At 56.6% G+C, this 18,949-nt stretch carries 16 protein-coding genes and 1 tRNA gene; 7 read left to right on the top strand and 10 right to left on the bottom strand.

All coding sequences use genetic code 11. From position 1 onward, the window contains the following. Positions 1–48 precede the first annotated feature (48 nt). From CI807_RS07530 to dibA, 3 genes are all read right to left on the bottom strand, one after another. Entirely contained in the window at positions 49–1,059 is a 1,011-nt protein-coding gene (locus CI807_RS07530; protein ID WP_095014237.1) for a sulfate ABC transporter substrate-binding protein, read from the bottom strand. A 67-nt stretch (positions 1,060–1,126) separates the two neighbouring features. Further along, positions 1,127–1,309 (bottom strand): sulfur starvation response protein OscA, encoded by a 183-nt coding sequence (oscA, locus tag CI807_RS07525; RefSeq protein ID WP_003170956.1) that lies wholly within the window; start codon positions 1,307–1,309, stop codon positions 1,127–1,129. Between the two features lie 235 nt (positions 1,310–1,544). Continuing rightward, a complete protein-coding gene (gene dibA / locus CI807_RS07520; protein ID WP_095014236.1) occupies positions 1,545–3,461 on the bottom strand; it encodes a phosphodiesterase DibA in 1,917 nt (638 codons plus the stop codon). Between the two features lie 166 nt (positions 3,462–3,627). Here dibA and desA point away from each other — a divergent pair, with 166 nt between their 5' ends. Next, positions 3,628–4,812 carry a delta-9 fatty acid desaturase DesA gene (desA, locus tag CI807_RS07515; RefSeq protein ID WP_095014235.1) on the top strand — a complete coding sequence of 395 codons (1,185 nt, stop codon included), beginning with the start codon at positions 3,628–3,630 and terminating at the stop codon, positions 4,810–4,812. Positions 4,813–5,000: 188 nt separating this feature from the next. After that, positions 5,001–6,002: a sensor domain-containing diguanylate cyclase gene (locus tag CI807_RS07510; RefSeq protein WP_095014234.1), complete on the top strand. Its 1,002-nt coding sequence runs from the start codon at positions 5,001–5,003 to the stop codon at positions 6,000–6,002. Between the two features lie 101 nt (positions 6,003–6,103). Here the strand turns inward: CI807_RS07510 and CI807_RS07505 are convergent, their stop codons facing one another. From CI807_RS07505 to gabD, 3 genes are all read right to left on the bottom strand, one after another. After that, positions 6,104–7,312: an HDOD domain-containing protein gene (locus tag CI807_RS07505; RefSeq protein ID WP_095014233.1), complete on the bottom strand. Its 1,209-nt coding sequence runs from the start codon at positions 7,310–7,312 to the stop codon at positions 6,104–6,106. Positions 7,313–7,451: 139 nt separating this feature from the next. Beyond that, complete coding sequence (gabT, locus tag CI807_RS07500; RefSeq protein WP_033898922.1) at positions 7,452–8,729, bottom strand: 4-aminobutyrate--2-oxoglutarate transaminase; 1,278 nt, start codon at positions 8,727–8,729, stop codon at positions 7,452–7,454. A gap of 180 nt (positions 8,730–8,909) precedes the next feature. Then, positions 8,910–10,352 carry an NADP-dependent succinate-semialdehyde dehydrogenase gene (gene gabD, locus CI807_RS07495; protein ID WP_028615249.1) on the bottom strand — a complete coding sequence of 481 codons (1,443 nt, stop codon included), beginning with the start codon at positions 10,350–10,352 and terminating at the stop codon, positions 8,910–8,912. A 370-nt stretch (positions 10,353–10,722) separates the two neighbouring features. Here gabD and CI807_RS07490 point away from each other — a divergent pair. The 4 genes from CI807_RS07490 (at position 10,723) to CI807_RS07465 (ending at position 15,118) form a co-directional block, all read left to right on the top strand. Further along, a tRNA-Arg gene (locus CI807_RS07490) sits at positions 10,723–10,799 on the top strand. 105 nt (positions 10,800–10,904) lie between these two features. Further along, entirely contained in the window at positions 10,905–11,987 is a 1,083-nt protein-coding gene (locus CI807_RS07485; RefSeq protein ID WP_238704548.1) for a site-specific integrase, read from the top strand. A gap of 477 nt (positions 11,988–12,464) precedes the next feature. Further along, complete coding sequence (locus tag CI807_RS07480; RefSeq protein ID WP_177409566.1) at positions 12,465–12,998, top strand: hypothetical protein; 534 nt, start codon at positions 12,465–12,467, stop codon at positions 12,996–12,998. 1,337 nt (positions 12,999–14,335) lie between these two features. Then, positions 14,336–15,118: a hypothetical protein gene (locus CI807_RS07465; RefSeq protein WP_095014230.1), complete on the top strand. Its 783-nt coding sequence runs from the start codon at positions 14,336–14,338 to the stop codon at positions 15,116–15,118. 683 nt (positions 15,119–15,801) lie between these two features. Here CI807_RS07465 and CI807_RS07455 read toward each other — a convergent pair. Continuing rightward, positions 15,802–16,377: a hypothetical protein gene (locus CI807_RS07455; RefSeq protein ID WP_095014228.1), complete on the bottom strand. Its 576-nt coding sequence runs from the start codon at positions 16,375–16,377 to the stop codon at positions 15,802–15,804. Between the two features lie 109 nt (positions 16,378–16,486). On the opposite strand from CI807_RS07455, the gene CI807_RS07450 reads away from it, so the two are divergent. Continuing rightward, the gene (locus tag CI807_RS07450; RefSeq protein WP_238704547.1) at positions 16,487–16,840 is read left to right on the top strand and encodes a hypothetical protein; all 354 of its coding nucleotides are present in this window, start codon (positions 16,487–16,489) and stop codon (positions 16,838–16,840) included. Between the two features lie 887 nt (positions 16,841–17,727). Here the strand turns inward: CI807_RS07450 and CI807_RS07440 are convergent. The 3 genes from CI807_RS07440 to CI807_RS07430 are packed head-to-tail and all read right to left on the bottom strand — an operon-like array spanning position 17,728 to position 18,855. Further along, positions 17,728–18,036, bottom strand: coding sequence for a hypothetical protein (locus CI807_RS07440; RefSeq protein WP_095014225.1), 309 nt, complete (start codon positions 18,034–18,036; stop codon positions 17,728–17,730). Then, a complete protein-coding gene (locus tag CI807_RS07435; RefSeq protein WP_095014224.1) occupies positions 18,026–18,274 on the bottom strand; it encodes a hypothetical protein in 249 nt (82 codons plus the stop codon). Before CI807_RS07435 ends, CI807_RS07440 begins: the two co-directional genes overlap by 11 nt. Before the next feature lie 41 nt (positions 18,275–18,315). Beyond that, positions 18,316–18,855: a hypothetical protein gene (locus tag CI807_RS07430; protein WP_095014223.1), complete on the bottom strand. Its 540-nt coding sequence runs from the start codon at positions 18,853–18,855 to the stop codon at positions 18,316–18,318. Positions 18,856–18,949: the final 94 nt, after the last annotated feature.

Genomic DNA, 18,949 nt, shown 5'->3' with positions numbered 1-18,949 from the left:
GTCTTGAAGTTTTTCGCGAGCAAGCTCGCTCCTACAGTGGGGTTGGCGTTACTGCGCGGTGTAAATCTGGTCGAACACGCCACCGTCGTTAAAGAATTTCGGTTGGGCAGTTTTCCAGCCGCCGAAGTCTTTGTCGATAGTCACCAGGTCCAGTTTCGGGAACTGCTGGGCGTATTTGGCGGCGACTTTTGCATCGCGTGGGCGGTAGAAGTTCTTCGCCGCAATCTCCTGGCCAGCCGGGCTGTACAGGTGTTTCAGGTATTCGGTGGCGATTTCGGTGTTGCCCTTTTTCTCGGCGTTCTTGTCGACCACGGCCACTGGCGGCTCCGCGAGGATCGACAGGGAAGGCACGACGATATCGAACTTGTCAGCACCGCCGTCTTCTTTCAGGGCCAGGAAAGCTTCGTTTTCCCAGGCCAGCAATACGTCACCCTGACCGTTGTTGACGAAGGTAATGGTCGAACCGCGAGCGCCGGTGTCCAGCACAGGCACGTGCTTGAACAGTTCTTTCACGTATTCCTGGGCCTTGGCTTCGCTGCCACCGGTTTTCAGGCCGTAGGCCCAGGCGGCGAGGAAGTTCCAGCGGGCGCCGCCGGAGGTTTTCGGGTTCGGGGTGATCACGGACACGTCTTTCTTGATCAGGTCGCCCCAATCCTTGATGCCTTTAGGGTTGCCCTTGCGCACCAGGAACACGATGGTCGAAGTGTACGGGGTGCTGGCGTCCGGCAGGCGAGTCTGCCAGTTTTCCGGCAGGGTCTTGCCCAGTTTGGCGATTTCGTCGATGTCACCGGCCAGGGCCAGGGTGACCACGTCGGCGCGCAGGCCGTCGATCACCGCACGGCCTTGTTTACCCGAACCACCGTGGGATTGCTGGATCTTGACGGTGTCGCCGGGGTGGGACTGTTTCCAGAAGTTGGTGAACTCAGCGTTGTAGTCCTGGTACAGCTCACGGGTCGGATCGTACGAGACGTTGAGCAACTCGTAGTCCTTGGCAACGGCGGAACCTGCAAACACGGCGCTGGCCAGGGCGGCCAGGGCATAACGGCGAATCGACGACATAGAAGCTCCTGAAAATTCTGGGGTGTTGGCTTTTTCTTATTAAGTGCGGGTCTATCGCCGTCAGTGCTTAGCTGGGTTTGTTACCCGGGTTCTGCAAACGGAATTTTTCTTTGCGTTCGATCTGTACCACTTGCGCGTTGTGCACAGTGATTTCCACCGCGCCAAACCGCAGATCGCGCAAGGCGCTCTGGATCTCACGCAAAATGGCTGCTTCGTCCTGGCCGTCGACGCTACGTAGAGATGCGCTCATGGTCTCGCTCCTGAAATGAATAGTGCCTCGCAGTGGCGGCACTGCTTGCGGCGTGAGAGCGATAGTAGATAAGCGCGGATATTCTTAAAAATACTATTTAAGAATGTTTATATAACCAGAAAGAATTTTCTGGTGGGGCGTGGGGTTGCAACAGCTTTCAGCTCGAAAATACTTCTTTATGGGTGCCACTGAACCCTGTGGGAGCCTGGCTTGCCCGGCTCCCACATTGATCGCGTCATGCCTGTCCGATAACGGGGGCCCGCGACCAATCAATTTCCTGCGCCGGCATCGGCCGGCCAAACCAATACCCCTGCCCCATATCGCAGTCCTGATCCAACAAAAACCGCGCCTGTTCGACCTGCTCGATCCCCTCGGCATGCACCTGCATGCCCATGCTTTTAGCCAGGGCGATCACCACGCGCACGATGGCCGCGTCATCTTCATCCCAGGGCAGCCCGGCAACAAAGCCCTGGTCGATCTTGAGCTTCTGCACCGGCAGGCGCTTAAGGCGCAGGAGCGACGAATAACCCGTACCAAAATCATCGATCGCCAGGCGCAAACCCAGCTCCCGCAGACGATGCATCTGCTCCAACGCGACCTCCGGGTCTTCCATCACCGCGCTCTCGGTGACCTCCAACTCCAGGAAGGCCGGATCCAGGCCCGTGTCATGCAGCACCTGGGCGACCTGTTCATACAGCTCACGCCTGGCAAACAGACGGCTGGACACATTGATGGCGATAAAACTCAGCGGGGCGCCATCAGCCAGCCATTGGCACATCTGCCGACACGCCTGGTCCATCACCCACGCATCGATCTCGGCAATCAACCCGGTGCGCTCAGCGATCGGGATAAATTCCCCTGGCGGCACCAGGCCGCGTTCCGGGTGCTGCCAGCGCACCAGCGCTTCGACGCCGATCAGACGGCTGCTGTGCAGGTCGTGCACGGGTTGGTAATAGACGCAGAGCTCCTGCTGTTCGAGGGCGCGGCGCAGCTCGCTGGCGACTTCCACGCGATTCTGCGCGTGGGCGGTCAGCTCCTCCGTGTACAAGGCGTAGCCTTCACGCCCGGCGCTCTTGGCCTTGAACAACGCGGAGTCGGCGTTACGCAGCAACTGCTCGGCGCTCAGCGCGTCGTTGGGGAAGAGGCTGATGCCAATGCTCGCGCTGATAAATAGCTGGTGGCCGTCAAAGATGAAAGGCTGCTTCATCGCGTCCAGCATGCGCTGCGCCAGGCCTGCAGCCTGGGCGACCTGTGGACAACTTTCCGCCAGCACCGCGAACTCATCTCCCCCCAGTCGCGCCAGGGTCACGCCAGGGCCAAACAGCGCCTTGAGCCGTTCGCCCACCAACTTGAGCAACTGGTCACCAACGTTATGGCCCAGGCTGTCGTTGATGATCTTGAAGTGGTCCAGGTCCAGCAGCAGCAAGGCACAACCACGCTTGTGGATCTGTGCCGAGGCCAGCGCCTGCTCGGCGCGGTCGGTGAACAGGAGGCGGTTGGGCAGGTCGGTCAACGGGTCGTGGTGCGCGAGGTGGGCCAGTTCGTGCTCGGAGTCCTTGATGGCGCTGATGTCGGAAAACACCGCGACGTAATGGCTGACCTGGCCCTGGTCATCGTGAATCACGCGAATGGTTTGCCACTGTGGATAAATTTCACCGCTTTTGCGGCGGTTCCAGATTTCACCACTCCATTCGCCGGTGCGCTCCAGGCTCTGGAACATCTGTTGATAGAAATTCGACGAATGGCGCCCGGACTTGAACAGGCTGGGCGGGCGGCCCATGACGTCTTCGCGGCTGTAGCCGGTGATCTCCATGAAAGCCCGGTTGACGTGCACGATCAACCCCTGTGCGTCAGTCACCAACACTCCTTCGCGGGTGCAATCGAACACGGCAGCGGCTTGGCGCAGGCGTTCGCGGTTTTCTTTCAGCGGCTGTTGCCGTTGATGGGTACGGGCAAATCGGGCGCAGATCAGATAAATCAACAGGGCGCTAAGCGCCACCCACACATAGCCGCACACCTGCAGCCAGTGGTTCAGCTCACTCTGGTTATCGAGAAACTCGATCAATACGCGCTGAGTGACGCCGATCCACAGAACGGAAACCAGCAGGTATACCAGCCCCGCACGCAGGGCACCTCGGTATGAAAACAGCATATGGTCAGTAATCCTTACCAAAAAAACAGAATCGCCCTACAAAGGCTGCGGATTATAGAATAAGAAACATCCAGTCACTCCTATCTGAAAGGGCGGCTGGTTTTCTCTGTAGGCTTAGTGATAATGCGTGAGCTGTTCTTTTCTTTATCTGAGGGCCATACAGCCTATGTGGTACAACGGTTTTCTTGACCTGTCAGCCTGGCAACTGGTGGCGGTCACTCTGTTGATGACCCACGTGACCATCGTTGCGGTCACAGTCTATCTGCATCGCTATTCAGCCCATCGCTCCCTGGAGCTCAATGCCGGTCTGAAACACTTTTTCCGCTTCTGGCTGTGGTTGACCACGGCGCAGAACACCCGCGAGTGGACCGCCATCCACCGCAAGCACCACGCCAAGTGCGAAACCGTCGACGACCCGCACAGCCCGGTCATCAAGGGCCTGTCCACCGTGATGCGCAAAGGTGCCGAGTTGTACCGCGCCGAGGCCGAAAACCCCGAGACCCTGCGCATCTACGGCAAGAACTGCCCGGAAGACTGGATCGAACGCAAAATCTACACGCCCTACCCGCTGCTGGGCGTGGCGATCATGGGCGTGATCGACCTGCTGCTGTTCGGCACCATCGGCATCACCATCTGGGCGATCCAGATGATGTGGATTCCGTTCTGGGCCGCGGGCGTGATCAACGGCCTCGGCCATGCAGTGGGTTATCGCAATTTCGAATGCCGTGACGCGGCGACCAACCTGGTGCCGTGGGGCATCATCGTCGGTGGCGAAGAGCTGCATAACAACCACCACACCTACCCCAACTCCGCCAAGCTGTCGGTGAAGAAGTGGGAATTCGACATGGGCTGGGCATGGATCAAAGTCTTCAGCTTCCTGCGCCTGGCCAAGGTGCAACGCGTCGCGCCCATCGCCCACCGTGTGGAAGGCAAGGGCCATCTGGACATGGACACCGCCATGGCGATCCTCAATAACCGTTTCCAGATCATGGCCCAGTACCGCAAGTTGGTCATCGGCCCGCTGGTCAAGCAGGAGCTGGAAAAGGTCGATCACTCCGTTCGCCACCAATTCCACCGTGCCAAGCGCCTGCTGTCGCGGGAAACCAGTTTGCTGGATGACCGCCACCATGTGCGTATCCAGAGCATGCTGGAACACAGCCAGGCGCTGAAAGTGATCTACGAGAAGCGTCTGGCGTTGCAGCAGATCTGGCTCAAGACCAGCTCCAATGGCCACGATATGCTGGCGGCCATCAAGGAATGGGTGCATGAAGCCGAGGCCAGCGGTATCCAGTCCCTGCGGGATTTCGCTCACCAATTGAAGACTTATTCACTGCGTCCTGCGGCAGCCTGATGGTGCGGTGGGAGGGCTTGCTCTCCCACCTATCAGCTTTTTGGCGTCATTTACCGGGCACCGGCAATCGGTCCTGTTGACGGAACTTCACCGTAATTACCCTCTCTCAATGAACACTTCGCCATCATGGTGGCCCCTTGTAGCGACCGCTGCTCCAACCTGCGGCGCGCCCAGAGAGAGTTGTGCCGATGGTTCACGAAAATCCTTACTTGCCCGATCCTCCCACCGCTGAACATCCGCGTCCGGCTGCCGCTGCGACCCTGTTGGCGCTGGTGCATGCCCAGGGTGAAGTCGAGCGGTTGAGCGAGCGCGAGCAACTGCTGAGTTCGATGCTGGTGAGCGTGAACGCCGTGCTGTGGGCCATCGATTGGGAAACCCGCCGTGTGCTGTACGTGAGCCCGGCCTATGAACGCGTTTTCGGACGTTCCGCAGGACTGCTGCTGGCCGACCATCGGGAATGGCGCAACAGTATTCACCCCGAAGACCTCGACTACGCCGAACACAGCCTGGCCCGCGTGCTGGAACAAGGCGCCGTGGAAGACCGCGAATACCGCATCATCACCGCCGACGGGCAGATCCGCTGGCTGAGTGACAAGTGCTACATCAACCAGCAGGTCGAGCCCGGCGAACCGCTGATCGTGGTGGGGATGGCCGAAGACATCACGGAAAAGAAACAGCTGGAGTTGGAGCTGCACCGCCTGGCGACCACCGACGTGTTGACCCAGAGCAGCAACCGCCGGCACTTCTTCGAATGTGCCAACCAGGCCTTCCATACGGCCTGTGCCCAAGGTGCGCCGCTGGCCTTCCTGCTACTGGACATCGACGACTTCAAGGACGTCAACGACAGCTATGGCCACCTGGAAGGTGATCAGGTGTTGCGACGTATCGCCGAGAGCGGCCGCGGGGTATTACGCCGTGGCGATCTGTTCGGACGCATTGGCGGCGAAGAGTTCGCCGCCGTCCTGCCCGGCTGCGCGCCGGAGATGGCCTTGCAAGTGGCGGAGCGGCTGGGCAGGGAAATTCAGGAACTGAGTTTCAGCTATGAAGGCCAGGTTTTCAGCGTGACTATCAGTCAGGGACTGGCCAGCCTCACCGAACAAGACTCGACACTGGACAGCCTGTTCGCCCGCGCCGATGCGGCGATGTACGAGGCCAAGCGCCAGGGGAAAAACCGCGTCATCGCGGGTTAACACCGAACCCTTGTAGGAGCTGGCTTGCCAGCGATAGCGGTGGAGGCTGATACACCGCCATCGCTGGCAAGCCAGCTCCTACAGGGTGATCGGTGTGGACTTCAGGCCTTGCGTACCCGCATCAGTTCCGACAAGCCAACCTTAAGCAATCGCGCAGTCTTGCCCCGGGCCAGCTCTTCCAAACCTTCATGCTCAGTCAAGCGCGCCATCTGCGCCGCCAAGTTCACCACCAATGCATCCCTGGCATACACACCGCCCTCCAACGAGTAAATCGCCGCGATCAACTGGCGCAGTTCCAGCGGCAAACGCCAACGCGCGCGCAGTGCCGAACCATAGGCGGCGCCGAAGGTGTAGAGAGACTCGCCAATCGCTTCGTCATCCAGCGCACCGCCGCCCTGGCGCCAGTCTTCCAGGCAGCGCAACAGCGCCAGGTCACCAAGCCGGTGGAGGATACCGGCGCTGTAACAGCGTTCGTGGTCCAGCTCCAACATGCGTGCCAACCGCCGAGCGTAGTCGGCGGTGTCCTGGGACAACTGCCAGTGGCGCTCGGCATAAGCCACCAGGGCCGGGTCACCCAGCACCACGTTGTGCTTGAGCGCCAGGCCGAGAATCAGGTTCATGCTTTGCCCCGGCACCAGCTTTTGCAACGCCGCTGGCAAGGATTGAACGGGAGTGCCGTGATGGCCGGCGCTGTTCGCGGCCGCAATAAGCACAGCGGTGATTTGCGGGTCCGTGCGTACCTGGTCTTCCAGGCGCTTGAGGTCCAAGCCATCGGGGCCGAGACTGTGTTGCACGGCGGCTTTCACATCGACTCGCAACGGCGCGCCATCGGACGCTTCGCGGCGGCGCTCAAGGAACACCGGCAAGGTCATGCCCGGCGCCAGCGGCGGAATCTCGCAGTACACCGTTTCACCTTCGTTGAGCAGCAGGTCTTGCAGGCGCTGGGTCAGGCCTTCCATATTCAAGGGTTTGGTCAGGTACGCCGTGGGCGCCAGGGGCAAGGCTTCACGCACGCTGGCGCTGTCGTTGCGACTGCTCAGCAGAATGAACGGCAACGCGGGCGAGCGGCGCTTCTGGCGCACGCTGCGCAGCAGGCTCAGACCATCGACGCCCGGAAGCTCCCAATCGGCCAGGATCAGGTCGTAGGCTTTTTCTCGCAGCAACGTCGCTGCTTGCTGCCCGTCCGCACACACATCCAGCCGTGCGTCGCAGCGCACATTCAACAACACTTGCTTGAGCAGGTCCCGCGACCAAGGATCCGCCTCGGCAATCAGCACACGGGGTACAGCGGGTAAATCAACAGCAGTCATCCAGCACGCTCCATCGGCAATGCTTGCACCTTAGACAATGCAGACGCCTACGTACAATGAACACGGCCTGAATGTGCGGCAATGGGCATAAAAAAACCCGCCGAAGCGGGTTTTTTCTGTCGATCAGGTCAGCATCCGCTTACAGCTCGGAGAAGCACTCTTCGATGATCGCCAGGCCTTTGTCCAACTGCTCGTCCGGCGAAGTCAGCGGGACCAGTACGCGCAACACGTTGCCGTAGGTGCCGCAGCTCAGCAGGATCAGGCCCTTGTCACGCGCCTTGGCCACCACGGCGGCAACCGCTGCAGCGTTTGGTTTGTGGCTGTCGCCACCTTCGAACAGCTCGACCGCAATCATTGCGCCCAGAGCACGTACTTCGCCGATCACCGGGTACTTGGCCTGAATGGCTTTCAGACCGGTCACCAGACGCTCGCCGACAGCCTTGCAGCGGTCCAGCAGGTGCTCTTCTTCGAACACTTCCATCACGGCCAGGGCCGCGGCGCAAGCGATCGGGCTACCGGCATAGGTGCCGCCCAGGCCGCCGGGCGCGATGGCGTCCATGTACTCGGCCTTGCCGCACACACCGGCCAGCGGGAAGCCGCCAGCGATGGACTTGGCGAAGGTGGTCAGGTCGGCGGCAACGCCCATCTGCTCCATGGCGAAGAAGGTGCCCGTACGACCGGCACCGGTTTGCACTTCGTCAGCGATCAGCAGGATGCCGTGCTTGTCGCACAGTTCACGCAGGCGCTTCATGAAGGATTTAGGCGCGACGTAGAAACCGCCTTCGCCCTGCACCGGCTCGATGATGATGGCAGCGATATCACGCGGCTCGGCATCGTTCTTGAAGATGCGTTCGATGCTGGCGATGGAGTCGTCGTCGCTCACACCGTGCAGTTCGTTCGGGAACAGCGCGCGGAACACGCCGCCTGGCATCAGGCCCATGCCGGCCGAGTAAGGCACGACTTTACCGGTCAGGCCCAGGGTCATCATGGTGCGACCGTGGTAGGCGCCAGTGAAGGCGATCACGCCAGCACGGCCAGTGGCGGCACGGGCGATTTTCACGGCGTTTTCGACGGCTTCGGAACCGGTAGTGACCAGCAGGGTTTTCTTGGCGAAATCACCTGGGACCTTGGCGTTGATTTTTTCGCACAGTTCCACGTAAGGCTCGTAGGCCAGTACCTGGAAGCAGGTGTGCGTCAGCTTGTTCAGTTGCTCGGTCACGGCCGCGATGATTTTCGGGTGCACGTGGCCGGTGTTCAGCACGGCGATACCGCCGGCGAAGTCGATGAACTCGCGACCTTCAACGTCGGTCACGGTGGCGTTCTTCGCGGATTCGGCGAAGATCGGGTGAATCTGGCCAACACCGCGGGGTACAGCGGCTTCGCGGCGTTTCATCAGGGATGCGTTGGTCTTGCTCATAAAGTCCTCATTCGCCACTCATCGGGTGGCGTGGTCCAAGGAATACGTGGCGGGGAGGCAACTGCGGCAGCATGCGATGATCGACTGCCACAGCTTTCCCGGCCACTACGAATTACGGGGTGAAACACGCAAAGGGTCAGCGCTCTCGTGCCCTCTGCGTTACTGCGATCCCTTCGCGGCTTAGATGCCCAGGCAGAGGTATTTGATTTCCAGGTAATCCTCGATCCCATACTTGGAGCCTTCACGGCCCAGGCCCGAGGCCTTGATGCCGCCAAACGGCGCCACTTCGTTGGAGATCAACCCGGTGTTGACGCCGACCATGCCGTATTCCAGGGCTTCGGCCACACGGAACACACGGCCCAGGTCGCGGGCATAGAAGTAGGAGGCCAGGCCGAACTCGGTGTCGTTGGACATCGCGATCACTTCGGCTTCGTCCTTGAATCGGAACAGCGGCGCCAGTGGGCCGAAGGTTTCTTCCTTCGCCACGGCAGCGTCCTTCGGCACATCGACCAGGATAGTCGGCTCGAAGAAGTTGCCTTCCATCACCTTGCCACCGGCCAACAACTTGGCGCCTTTGCTCAGGGCATCAGCAATGTGTTCCTGGACCTTGGCCACGGCTTTTTCGTCGATCAGCGGACCAGTGGTAGTGCCGTCTTCCAGACCGTTGCCGATCTTCAACTTGGCGACTGCCACTTTGAGTTTTTCGGCGAACGCGTCGTAGACCGAATCCTGGATGTACAGACGGTTGGCGCAGACGCAGGTCTGGCCGTTGTTGCGGTACTTGGAGATGATCGCGCCTTCGACGGCCTTATCCAGGTCCGCGTCGTCGAACACGATGAACGGTGCGTTGCCGCCCAGCTCCAGGGAAACCTTCTTGATGTCCTTGGCGCACTCGGCCATCAGTTGGCGACCGATTTCTGTCGAGCCGGTGAAGGACAATTTACGCACGATCGGGTTGCTGGTCAGCTCGCCACCGATGTCGCCGGCGCTGCCGGTGACCACACTCAGCACGCCTTTTGGAATACCGGCGCGGTGCGCCAGCTCAACCAGGGCCAGGGCCGAAAACGGGGTTTGCGAAGCCGGCTTGATCACCATGGTGCAACCAGCGGCCAGGGCCGGGCCGGCTTTACGGGTGATCATCGCGGCCGGGAAGTTCCACGGGGTGATCGCGGCGGTCACGCCGATCGGCTGCTTGATCACGATCAGGCGCTTGTCAGGCTGGTGCCCAGGGATTACGTCGCCGTAGATACGCTTGGCTTCTTCGGCAAACCACTCAATAAAGGACGCGGCATAGACAATTTCGCCCTTGGCTTCGGCCAGCGGCTTGCCTTGTTCGAGGGTCATCAGGCGACCGAGGTCGTCCTGGTTTTCGATCAACAGTTCGAACCAGCGGCGCAGCTTGTTGGCGCGCTCTTTGGCGGTCAGTGCACGCCAGGCTGGCAGCGCCTTGTCGGCGGCTTCGATGGCGCGGCGGGTTTCGGCGGCGCCCATCTTTGGCACGGTGCCGAGAATCTCGCCCGTGGCAGGGTTATTGACCTTGATGGTCTGACCGTTGTCCGCATCGACCCAAGCGCCATCGATAAAGGCTTGCTGGCGGAACAACTGGGCATCTTTAAGCTGCATGTCGGCTTTCCTTAACAGCACCGCGCGCACGCGGAGCGAATTAGAGTTGTTGAAAGGCGCCTTGTGGGCTGCCGTCAGGGAAATCAGCCCCAGCACGCAGAGAAGTGGAAGCGCGCGCGGGAGACAGAGCGTTTGAAATCTCAAACGAATCCTAGGATCAATGGGGGTGCAGGGCAATAGTCTGTTCGAAAAAAAGAACGAAAACGGCGCATTTACCGAATCTTTCTGATCAGCGTTAAGAGGCCGGGTTCCGACCTTCTGATCGGCGGCGCCCGACGTAGGGCCTCTGTGCAGCAGATTCCTACACTTGAACGGCCAAAGAGCGGCATGGACGCCCAAGGTCGACATGGGTATGATGTCGCCCGCACAAGCATCCGTAGCTCAGCTGGATAGAGTACTGCCCTCCGAAGGCAGGGGTCGTGGGTTCGAATCCCGCCGGGTGCACCATCTTCTTTCCCTTGTATTACAAGGGGATAGCGCTCCTGACAGAAACCTGTCCTAGTCCTGAAAGTCGTTTTTGCCACAAATTTGCCACACTCAAAAGTGGCGGGAATGGTCGAAATGGCAACAATCAGGAATCGCGGCGAGTATCAGTGGGAAGCGCAAATCCGCCGTAAGGGCTACCCAGCCCAGCGCAAAACCTTCGAAACCAAATCCGATGCCCAGGCCTGGGCACGCATGATCGAAAGCGAAATCGACCGGGGGATTTTTGTCTCTCGCGTCGAGGCTGAACGCACCGCCTTTCATCAACTTATTGATCGCTACATCTCCGAGATCGCTCCAAAGCACAAAGGCGCCTATTCGGAAATTAAACGCCTGGAAGCGCTAAAGCGGCACCCGTTGGCGACACGCATCGTCGCCACCCTCACCTCCTCCGATTTTGCCCGCTACCGTGATGAGCGCCTGAAAATCCGCAAGGGCAACACGGTTAAGCGCGAACTCGCATTGTTTCAGTGTGTGATCGAGGTTGCTCGCCGCGAGTGGGGAATTCATCTTGCCGAGAACCCAGTCAGGATGGTCAGCCGTCCCAGCTACAACGACGAACGCTCGCGGCGGCTCGACCCAGTTGAAGAGGAATACATTCTCAACGCCCTGGAGCTTCGTGAGCGCCGTGCTGACGGCACCTATGCCGACTCCTCACACAATCCATGGATACGGCCCATCGTCCAACTCGCGATTGAGACAGCCATGCGCCGTGGCGAAATTTTCGAGCTGCGCTGGAAGCATGTGAACCTAGATCGCAGGACCGCGCATCTTCCAGCGACTAAGAACGGACTGCCCAGAACCGTCCCGCTTTCACCAAAGGCTATTCAACTGTTGAAGGACTTGCCGCGCTCGCTGTGCGGTCGAGTCTTCCCCACCACCGCTGACGCTCTCAAGAAGGCCTTTGTGCGAGGCCTGGAGCGAGCAAGGCTGAAATACCTGGGGGATTGCGGGGCAGCGCAGGTAACGCCTCAGGAAGACTTCCTGATCAATCTACGCTTTCACGATCTGCGGCATGAAGCAACTTGTCGGCTTGCGACCAAGCTGCCGAATTTGATCGAGCTGGCCAGCGTGACGGGGCATCGGGAGGTGAACATGCTGAAGCGGTATTACAACATTACTGCGGAGGAGCTGGCAGCAAAGCTGGCCTGATAGGACCCGCCCGTTTGTGGGTGCTGTATAGACCGGCCTCAATTACATCAGACTTTGATTTGCATTGGGGCTCGACCAGCACAGCTTAGGATTTTGACCAGTAAAAGTTGGCCCAATGCAAACGTTCGGACCGTCTACGAGCTAGGGGCGATTCATCCGGCCGTGGGCGCTTAGACGGTCGACCTGGATGTATTCCAGGTCGCTGCGCAGCGGCAAGCGGGCGTCGATCAAATCGGCGCGCAACAATGGATATACGACGTGCCCATTTCAAGGATGTGCTCACGCGGCTACCGAAGCAGCGAGCCCGATAGATCGAGCAGCTGCCGCATCAGTGGATGCCTGCTTGATCGACGCAAAATGTGTTCGCTGGCCGCTCGCGAATCAATTCTCCTGCAATAGCCAGTTTTAACCACCTCCGATAGTCGAGTGCTGAGCCTACTGTTGACTCAGGGCCTCAGAATCAGCGAATGTTAACTGATGAAATCCATGGACGGAACCAAGATGCGCAATATCCTCAAGACAGTCCTGTTGATTTCTTCAGCGGCACCGACGTTGTTGGTCGCAGCAGCTATCGAAATTTTTAGTACACATGCAATGACCCTTTTTACGTGGCAGTTGATCATTGTAGGGACAATCGGCACCTTTCTCCCACTTTTGATCCTACGACTCATTCACTCTCAGGGCGAGATCTTCCCATTTAAGGCTAAGAAGGTAGAGTCGAATGATTATTTTATTTTAGTTTTTCTTATCAGCTACCTAATGCCTTTAGTCACAAAAATAACCGCGTTCGACGCCACGTGGACGTGTTCAATCTTTGTGGCACTTATGATCACTGGATGGTTTGTCTCCAATATCCCTGTACACCCTTTTCTATTCTTCGTGGGCTACCACTTCTATAAAGTCGAGTCCGAGGATGGCATGGTTTATACCCTCCTAACAAAGTCACGTCTGAAGTCTCCTAGGCCGGTGACTTCCGTCAAGAAAATATCCGACAGTATGCTAATAGAGTAATGAAATACTGCATCTGTTTGCCTTAACTAAAGACCCTGCCCAACGCATCGTCCGCTTTGCGCTATCTCAGCCTGTGCAAACCGAACTTACCGATCTTCTACATACACAAGAGGCAGAGTTTGACGAAGCTGACCAAGAAATTGAATTTGATCGAAGTTATAAGCCAGACGATGACGAGGTCTTATTCATTGACGATTTTGACGATATCGACGATCTAGCGGCTGCTATTGGGAACCCGCTAGCCATCGCAGAAGTTGAACCAACGGAGGAGTTTTTCACGTTAATAAAAGCTCTATTTTCAGGTTATGCAGCTGACGGAGGTGGAGTACGCATACCACTTCAAAACTTTGATAAACGAAGAATAATATCGACACGAGGCCTATCAATATTCCACGCAGCTAACGTCTATAAAAAAAATAGAAGGAATCGGGCTTACTCTCGACTATAAACTTACAGCGATTCTAGATGGAGGCAGGCTTAAATTCTTCAGCTTTCATGCTGCTCGCCAGATCTTTGACCTTAGCGAATATTACAAGACCGCTACAGATGAGGACGTAAACGGCTTCGCTCTAATTCCAACTTTGTCAGTAGCTAGCGCGCCGGAGTTGCTAATGATAGCTGACTCTTGGGTGCGCAGAAAGATTTCGCTAATCCAGCAAAGTGGCATACTGCAATCAATACCCATAGGAACGATGAAGCCAGCTGCGCAAGAATTCAATGTACCCTTCAACACCATTACTGCCGCTGGCGGGGTTGAGCAACTAATCTTACCACTTCAAAAAGCAGAGCTCAAAAAAGTTCTTCGCTTTCTTGATGAGGATTACTACAAATCTCCGCTTTCTAGTACGAATTTCGTAACCAATTCAAAGAGGCGCCTATAAACTCCGCAAGGTGAGGTACTTACAGGCCTCTGTTAAAAAGATGTCCTAGCTACAAGAAGCTCAATTGGCGAAGTCTGTGTCGACCAGATCAATCGAGCGATAACCCGATGCCAGTAGATTATGAAACTATCCAAAAAATACAGAAGCTTGGCGACGACGTCCTGATCGGCGTATCTGAGGTTGCCGCATTGACGGGATTCAGCGTGCTTACGGTCCGTCAGCGTAAGTTGCCGGGACTGGAGCCTGTACCGGGCCTGTCACGGCTACGATGGAGACTAGGCGACCTAAGAGCATGGATGCGCACCGGCAACACTGAAAGCCTTCATCGCCCATCCATGCCAAATGCCTCATCAAGTTCAAAACGTACAGGGAGGCCCACCAAGAAAACGCAGGTGGAGGCGCGACAATGATCGTCCCGTACGTCATCGCCCTAACTTTGCACCAGGAGCGGTGAGGATGGGCAGACAACGAACCATCAGGGATCAAAATTTTTGGCGCTCGCCGCGCCTGTTGAATTGCAGCACTGAGGACAAGGTCGCATTGCTGCATCTACTAACAGGTCCCGACAGCAATATCACGGGCGTGTATCCCCTCGTGCCTCGCATTGCAGGAGCTGAGATTGGCTGGACGGCAGAACAATGGTTGCAAGTCATGCATCGCCTGCAGGATGAAGGCCTCGCTAGATACGATCAGGCGAAATATATTGTTTGGGTACGTATATGGTGGGACCACCACACCGCCACGCAGGTGACAGGGCCGAAGCTAAGAGCAAGAGCAATTGAGGAAATTCGCCGTGTCCCGAGCGAATGGCTTGATGATTTCCTACGCGATTTTAACGACAGACTGGATGATGGTCAGCAACGCTTGATCAACGATGCCCTCTTCCCGCGGCCAAACTCAGCGGTAGGAGATGTATCGATACCACAAGCATGCGGTATCGATACCGTATCGGACCAGGGTCGGCATAACACCAAACCTCAACCTAAACCATCAACTGAAACCAAAACGACCACTAGCTCTTCCTATGAACTGGACATGTCCGGAATCCCCGCAGAATATCAGACGGATGTTCATAGAGCGCTTGTAAAGGCGAAGACCACGGGAAAGCTTCGAAATGGGGCTCAGCTTGTCGTCAGTGCGATGGCAGAAAGGTTTCGTTCCGCATCGGGTAAACCGCAGGACGCCATGGCGCTAACCATGTATTTGGCTGAACATCTGAATAGATCCGGTTCACCGTAAGCAGCAGGTATAGGGTCATGGCAGAAGTCAGTCCAATTCGAGAGGAAGAATGCTATGGCAGGTCGAAGCCATGCAGTCATTGATCGAATAATCGTACAAGCCCGGATTTGGCAATGGGATATGTCGTGGTCCTTTGGAATGGCCACGCATGCCGATACCAGGCTAATCGGTGACCATTATTCAGAGCATGCTTCGATAAAGCTGCACGGCTCCATCCGATATCCCGAAGTGTTCAAATACCCGATATTGGAATGCTGCCTATACGTTGACCCGCTACTCCTAGACGAGAAGGCGGCACCTCGCTGCATCGGCTCAATGCAGGCGTCAGGCAAAAGTCTGGTTGCGTATGTAGCTATTCACAACGAGCGATTCAACAGTCTAGTGGTCGCTGCAAATCGTCTCGTCGCCTTGGAGATCAATGCAGAGCCGTTGAGGTACCGTAAGGCCAGGATCATGGGCATTCACCTCAGCACAGAGCTGGAGCCTGATTGGTAATGGCATTAGCTTGATCGCGGCAGCTATCCTAAATGTAAGTCATGGCGCGATGAAGCGACTTGATGGCTTGCTACCAAGCTACCGAGTGTGACCGAGCTTGCCAGTGTCACCGGGCATTGCGAGATAAACACGTTGGAGGGCTACTACAACATTAGGACCGAAGCGCTGGTGGCCAAGCAGGCCTGAGGCTAATCAGCTATATCCAATGCTAGGGAACGTGCGAGCTCCCTCGCTTCATCGTTTCTTCGAATAGAAACGATTGCTTCTTCCTCTCGTTCCAAGTCCTTGAGTGCTAGGTTTTCATAAAAGCGCCTAACCATTTCCTCTCTGTGTATTTCAGTCGCTGATACGAGGCGCTTACGTTCGTTCAATAGCTCGCGTGCACTGATTTGAGCGACCTCGCATAGATGGGCTTTTGACATCAAATCGCGGCACATCCACGCGCTGATCCACTGCTGCCCCAGCGCCCAGAAAACCAATCGCTGAAACGTCCTCCATGACATCCGGGTATGACCGCTGATGTATCGGCGAAATGTCCTGGCCTCGACAGCAAATTCTAATTCCGCTATGGCACATTCAAGCTGAATTTTCGGCAACCGTGATTTCCGCAAAATCCCAGTGAACAAATAGCTCACTAGACTGAGTGGCACTCGAACCGCGAAATTTTTCCGCTCGCTTAAAAAATGGGTGTGGAGCTCCCGAGCCATAAGCTCGAATGCTTCATACTCCTCAACACCCAAGGTTTCAGATTCTGTTTTTTGCATGCAACCATTCTTCAGCTAACAGCAGCGCCTGTCAAAAACGTATCCTGGATCTCGGGATGCCTCCCAGCTGACAGTCGACGCAGTCCCCAACAGCCGAGCGACAGTCACGATGAGCATCGATTACGAAGCATTCAAAAATCCAGAAACTACCACGCGACGTACTGGTACTGATCAGCAGGAGGTCTCAACGATGAACCAACCATCAGATGCTCATAGACTGGAAATCGCCCAGGACGTCTTGGGTTGCTTGATAGCGTTGCGTTCCGAGTCGATTTTCTACGAGCGGAAGAAAGCCCAACCGAATTTTGAAATCATCAGCCAGTGGAAAGCAGAACGGAACACCCTCTTCGACCTGACGCGCAGTTTGAACTGTAACGACCGGGATACCATCGAGAATGTCATCGCGACCTATGGCCCCTCTGCCAGAGCTCTGTTTGATCAGGAAGGTAGTCTGAGCAGCTAGCCCTGCGCACCGGCTACACAAGGTTCGTATCAGTTAAGGCGTTCCACTTTTACTGACATGCGTTCAGCCGCCCTGAGATGCTGCACCTAATTTGAATCGGGCGGCGTGGAGCGTCTGGAAGGTTTTGACTCGGGAATGAGCTCAGGTATCAGCTTGAGCTCTCCCGCATAGACCATGAGGGTTCCGCACCTGGTAAACGGCTTACCACCGTTCATCGCGCCTACAGATTTCCGTCGCAGTGCAAGCGAGCACATTTTCTTCAGCCAGGTTTCACTCATAGTGTTTACTCCAGTTGTGGATGACGTGCCCAGATTTGCCTACCTCATGCCTCCCTCAGCATCACCAGATTGACCTTTCCCTGTGCTGCCAGATGTTTTTCTTTTCTTACCCGAGCAATCCACGCACAGTCACCAACGGCAAACGCGCGCACTTCAAAATACTGACACCATCACAGGCAACGCCCTGCTTCGTACAGCGTCGTGTTGCGGTGTTTTCTGAAAATTACCGCGCTCACTTCACAAAATATTTTGATGATCAATTTTGTTAGGCCGATGGCGTCTGATTCTTGTGTCTGTCGAGTCATTGGACGATTCCCTCTGCACCCTCCCCAACGATGCTTTTATTCATCGAGGGCTAAGAAATCCAGGACCAACGGACAGACAACTTTTAGTCACCAACATCGTGCACAAAGGCTGCAACCATTTGGAGGATAAGGACTGGGACAGGGTAGGGTTTGTACTCCCGCCATGAATGGCGTACGTACAACAGGCAACGCGGCAGTCGTTTCACTTCTTTGCTTCGCCTACCGTCCCTGCTCAGGGCAAGCCCCGAGACCCCACTGCGGCCAATGGCCGAAAGTTTTGGTAAAACGCGCTGCCGTCGATGGCTCACAACTCGGTAGAGATGCCTGACAGCGCAAGAACCTCATGCTCTGCAAGCCCTTGCCTCCGCTGCGTCAATCCGAGGGGCGAAATGAGCGCCTCATGCTCGACGATTTGCTGTTCAAGCAACCGCCCTAAAAGCAGCAGCTCTCCCTGTGCTTCAAGTGCGCGAAGCTGCTCGGGAGAATTAAACGCCCAACGGTCAAGAATCTGCCAGCCGCAGGCATGATACGAAGTCGATCGGCGGACAGAATCGATGGTCGTAGCCGCCAAGACGCCGGACGCGATTCTCAATGGCGTGTGGTTAATCAGCATGGGCAGATTCCCTTTGTTTTAGGCAATTGATCATTCGTGTATTCTGCGCAATGGAAGAGGTTCTGAAGCCGCCTTTGCTTCTTAGCTCTCGAATGTGAGCGAGCGAAAAACTGAGAGTGGATAGGACGGCAACATCGTCAGCGGCCAGCGCTTGATTGGCCAAACGCATAGTGGCGTTGGCTTGCTTCAGTTGAGCGATATCTAGCTGCCAAACACTGCCTGCGGTTACGTCGGTCATCGGGCCACTCCGAATAGCTAAGTGAAGGCTCCATCATCCAGCTAAGTGCTGAAGATTGAATGCAGCCGTGCCTCCGTATTGGTCACGTCGGTCGTTTTAAGCGCGAGGCTAAACGTCGGAATTGCCAAATCGCTGGTCAACAGCTCCAACCGATGGTTGCTCTTGCCGACTGGAAGGATGCGCCAGGAGCGAATCTCGTCCAAACGGAAGAGATGACCGTCCTGACCAACGGGGTAGGCCAGCAACATTTGTGATTGCAGGTCGACACCAACGTAGGCGTCATTGATCTTCGCGAACACTTCGACTTGAGGGCGGAACCCTTCAGCCTGATAGCCCGCGACCATTCTCCTAAGCTTTTCGGCATAGCGTTGGTTGATTCTGGAGAACATCCATCCGCCACCGACGAAGTAGAGAACCAAGACCCAGAACAGCCAACGAATCGCCGGGTCTTCGCTACTGGTTAAACCCAGAAAGAAAGGCAGGTTGAAGCCAGAAAAAACCACCACGACTAGCAAAAGCGCACCCACCGGCAGACACCCGACGGCCCATGCCACCCGAAATAACTCCCAGACCAGTCTCATACAGCCTCCTAAACCAAGCGAATGCAAACAAAATAACTGAAAGTCAGATATCCCAAAAGCAGATATAGCTTGATTAGCCATTCCTTGCCTGGAA

The organism is Pseudomonas sp. NS1(2017) (genome assembly GCF_002269425.1).
Taxonomy (GTDB): domain Bacteria; phylum Pseudomonadota; class Gammaproteobacteria; order Pseudomonadales; family Pseudomonadaceae; genus Aquipseudomonas; species Aquipseudomonas reactans.
This window is presented reverse-complemented; position numbering and strand designations above follow the sequence as displayed.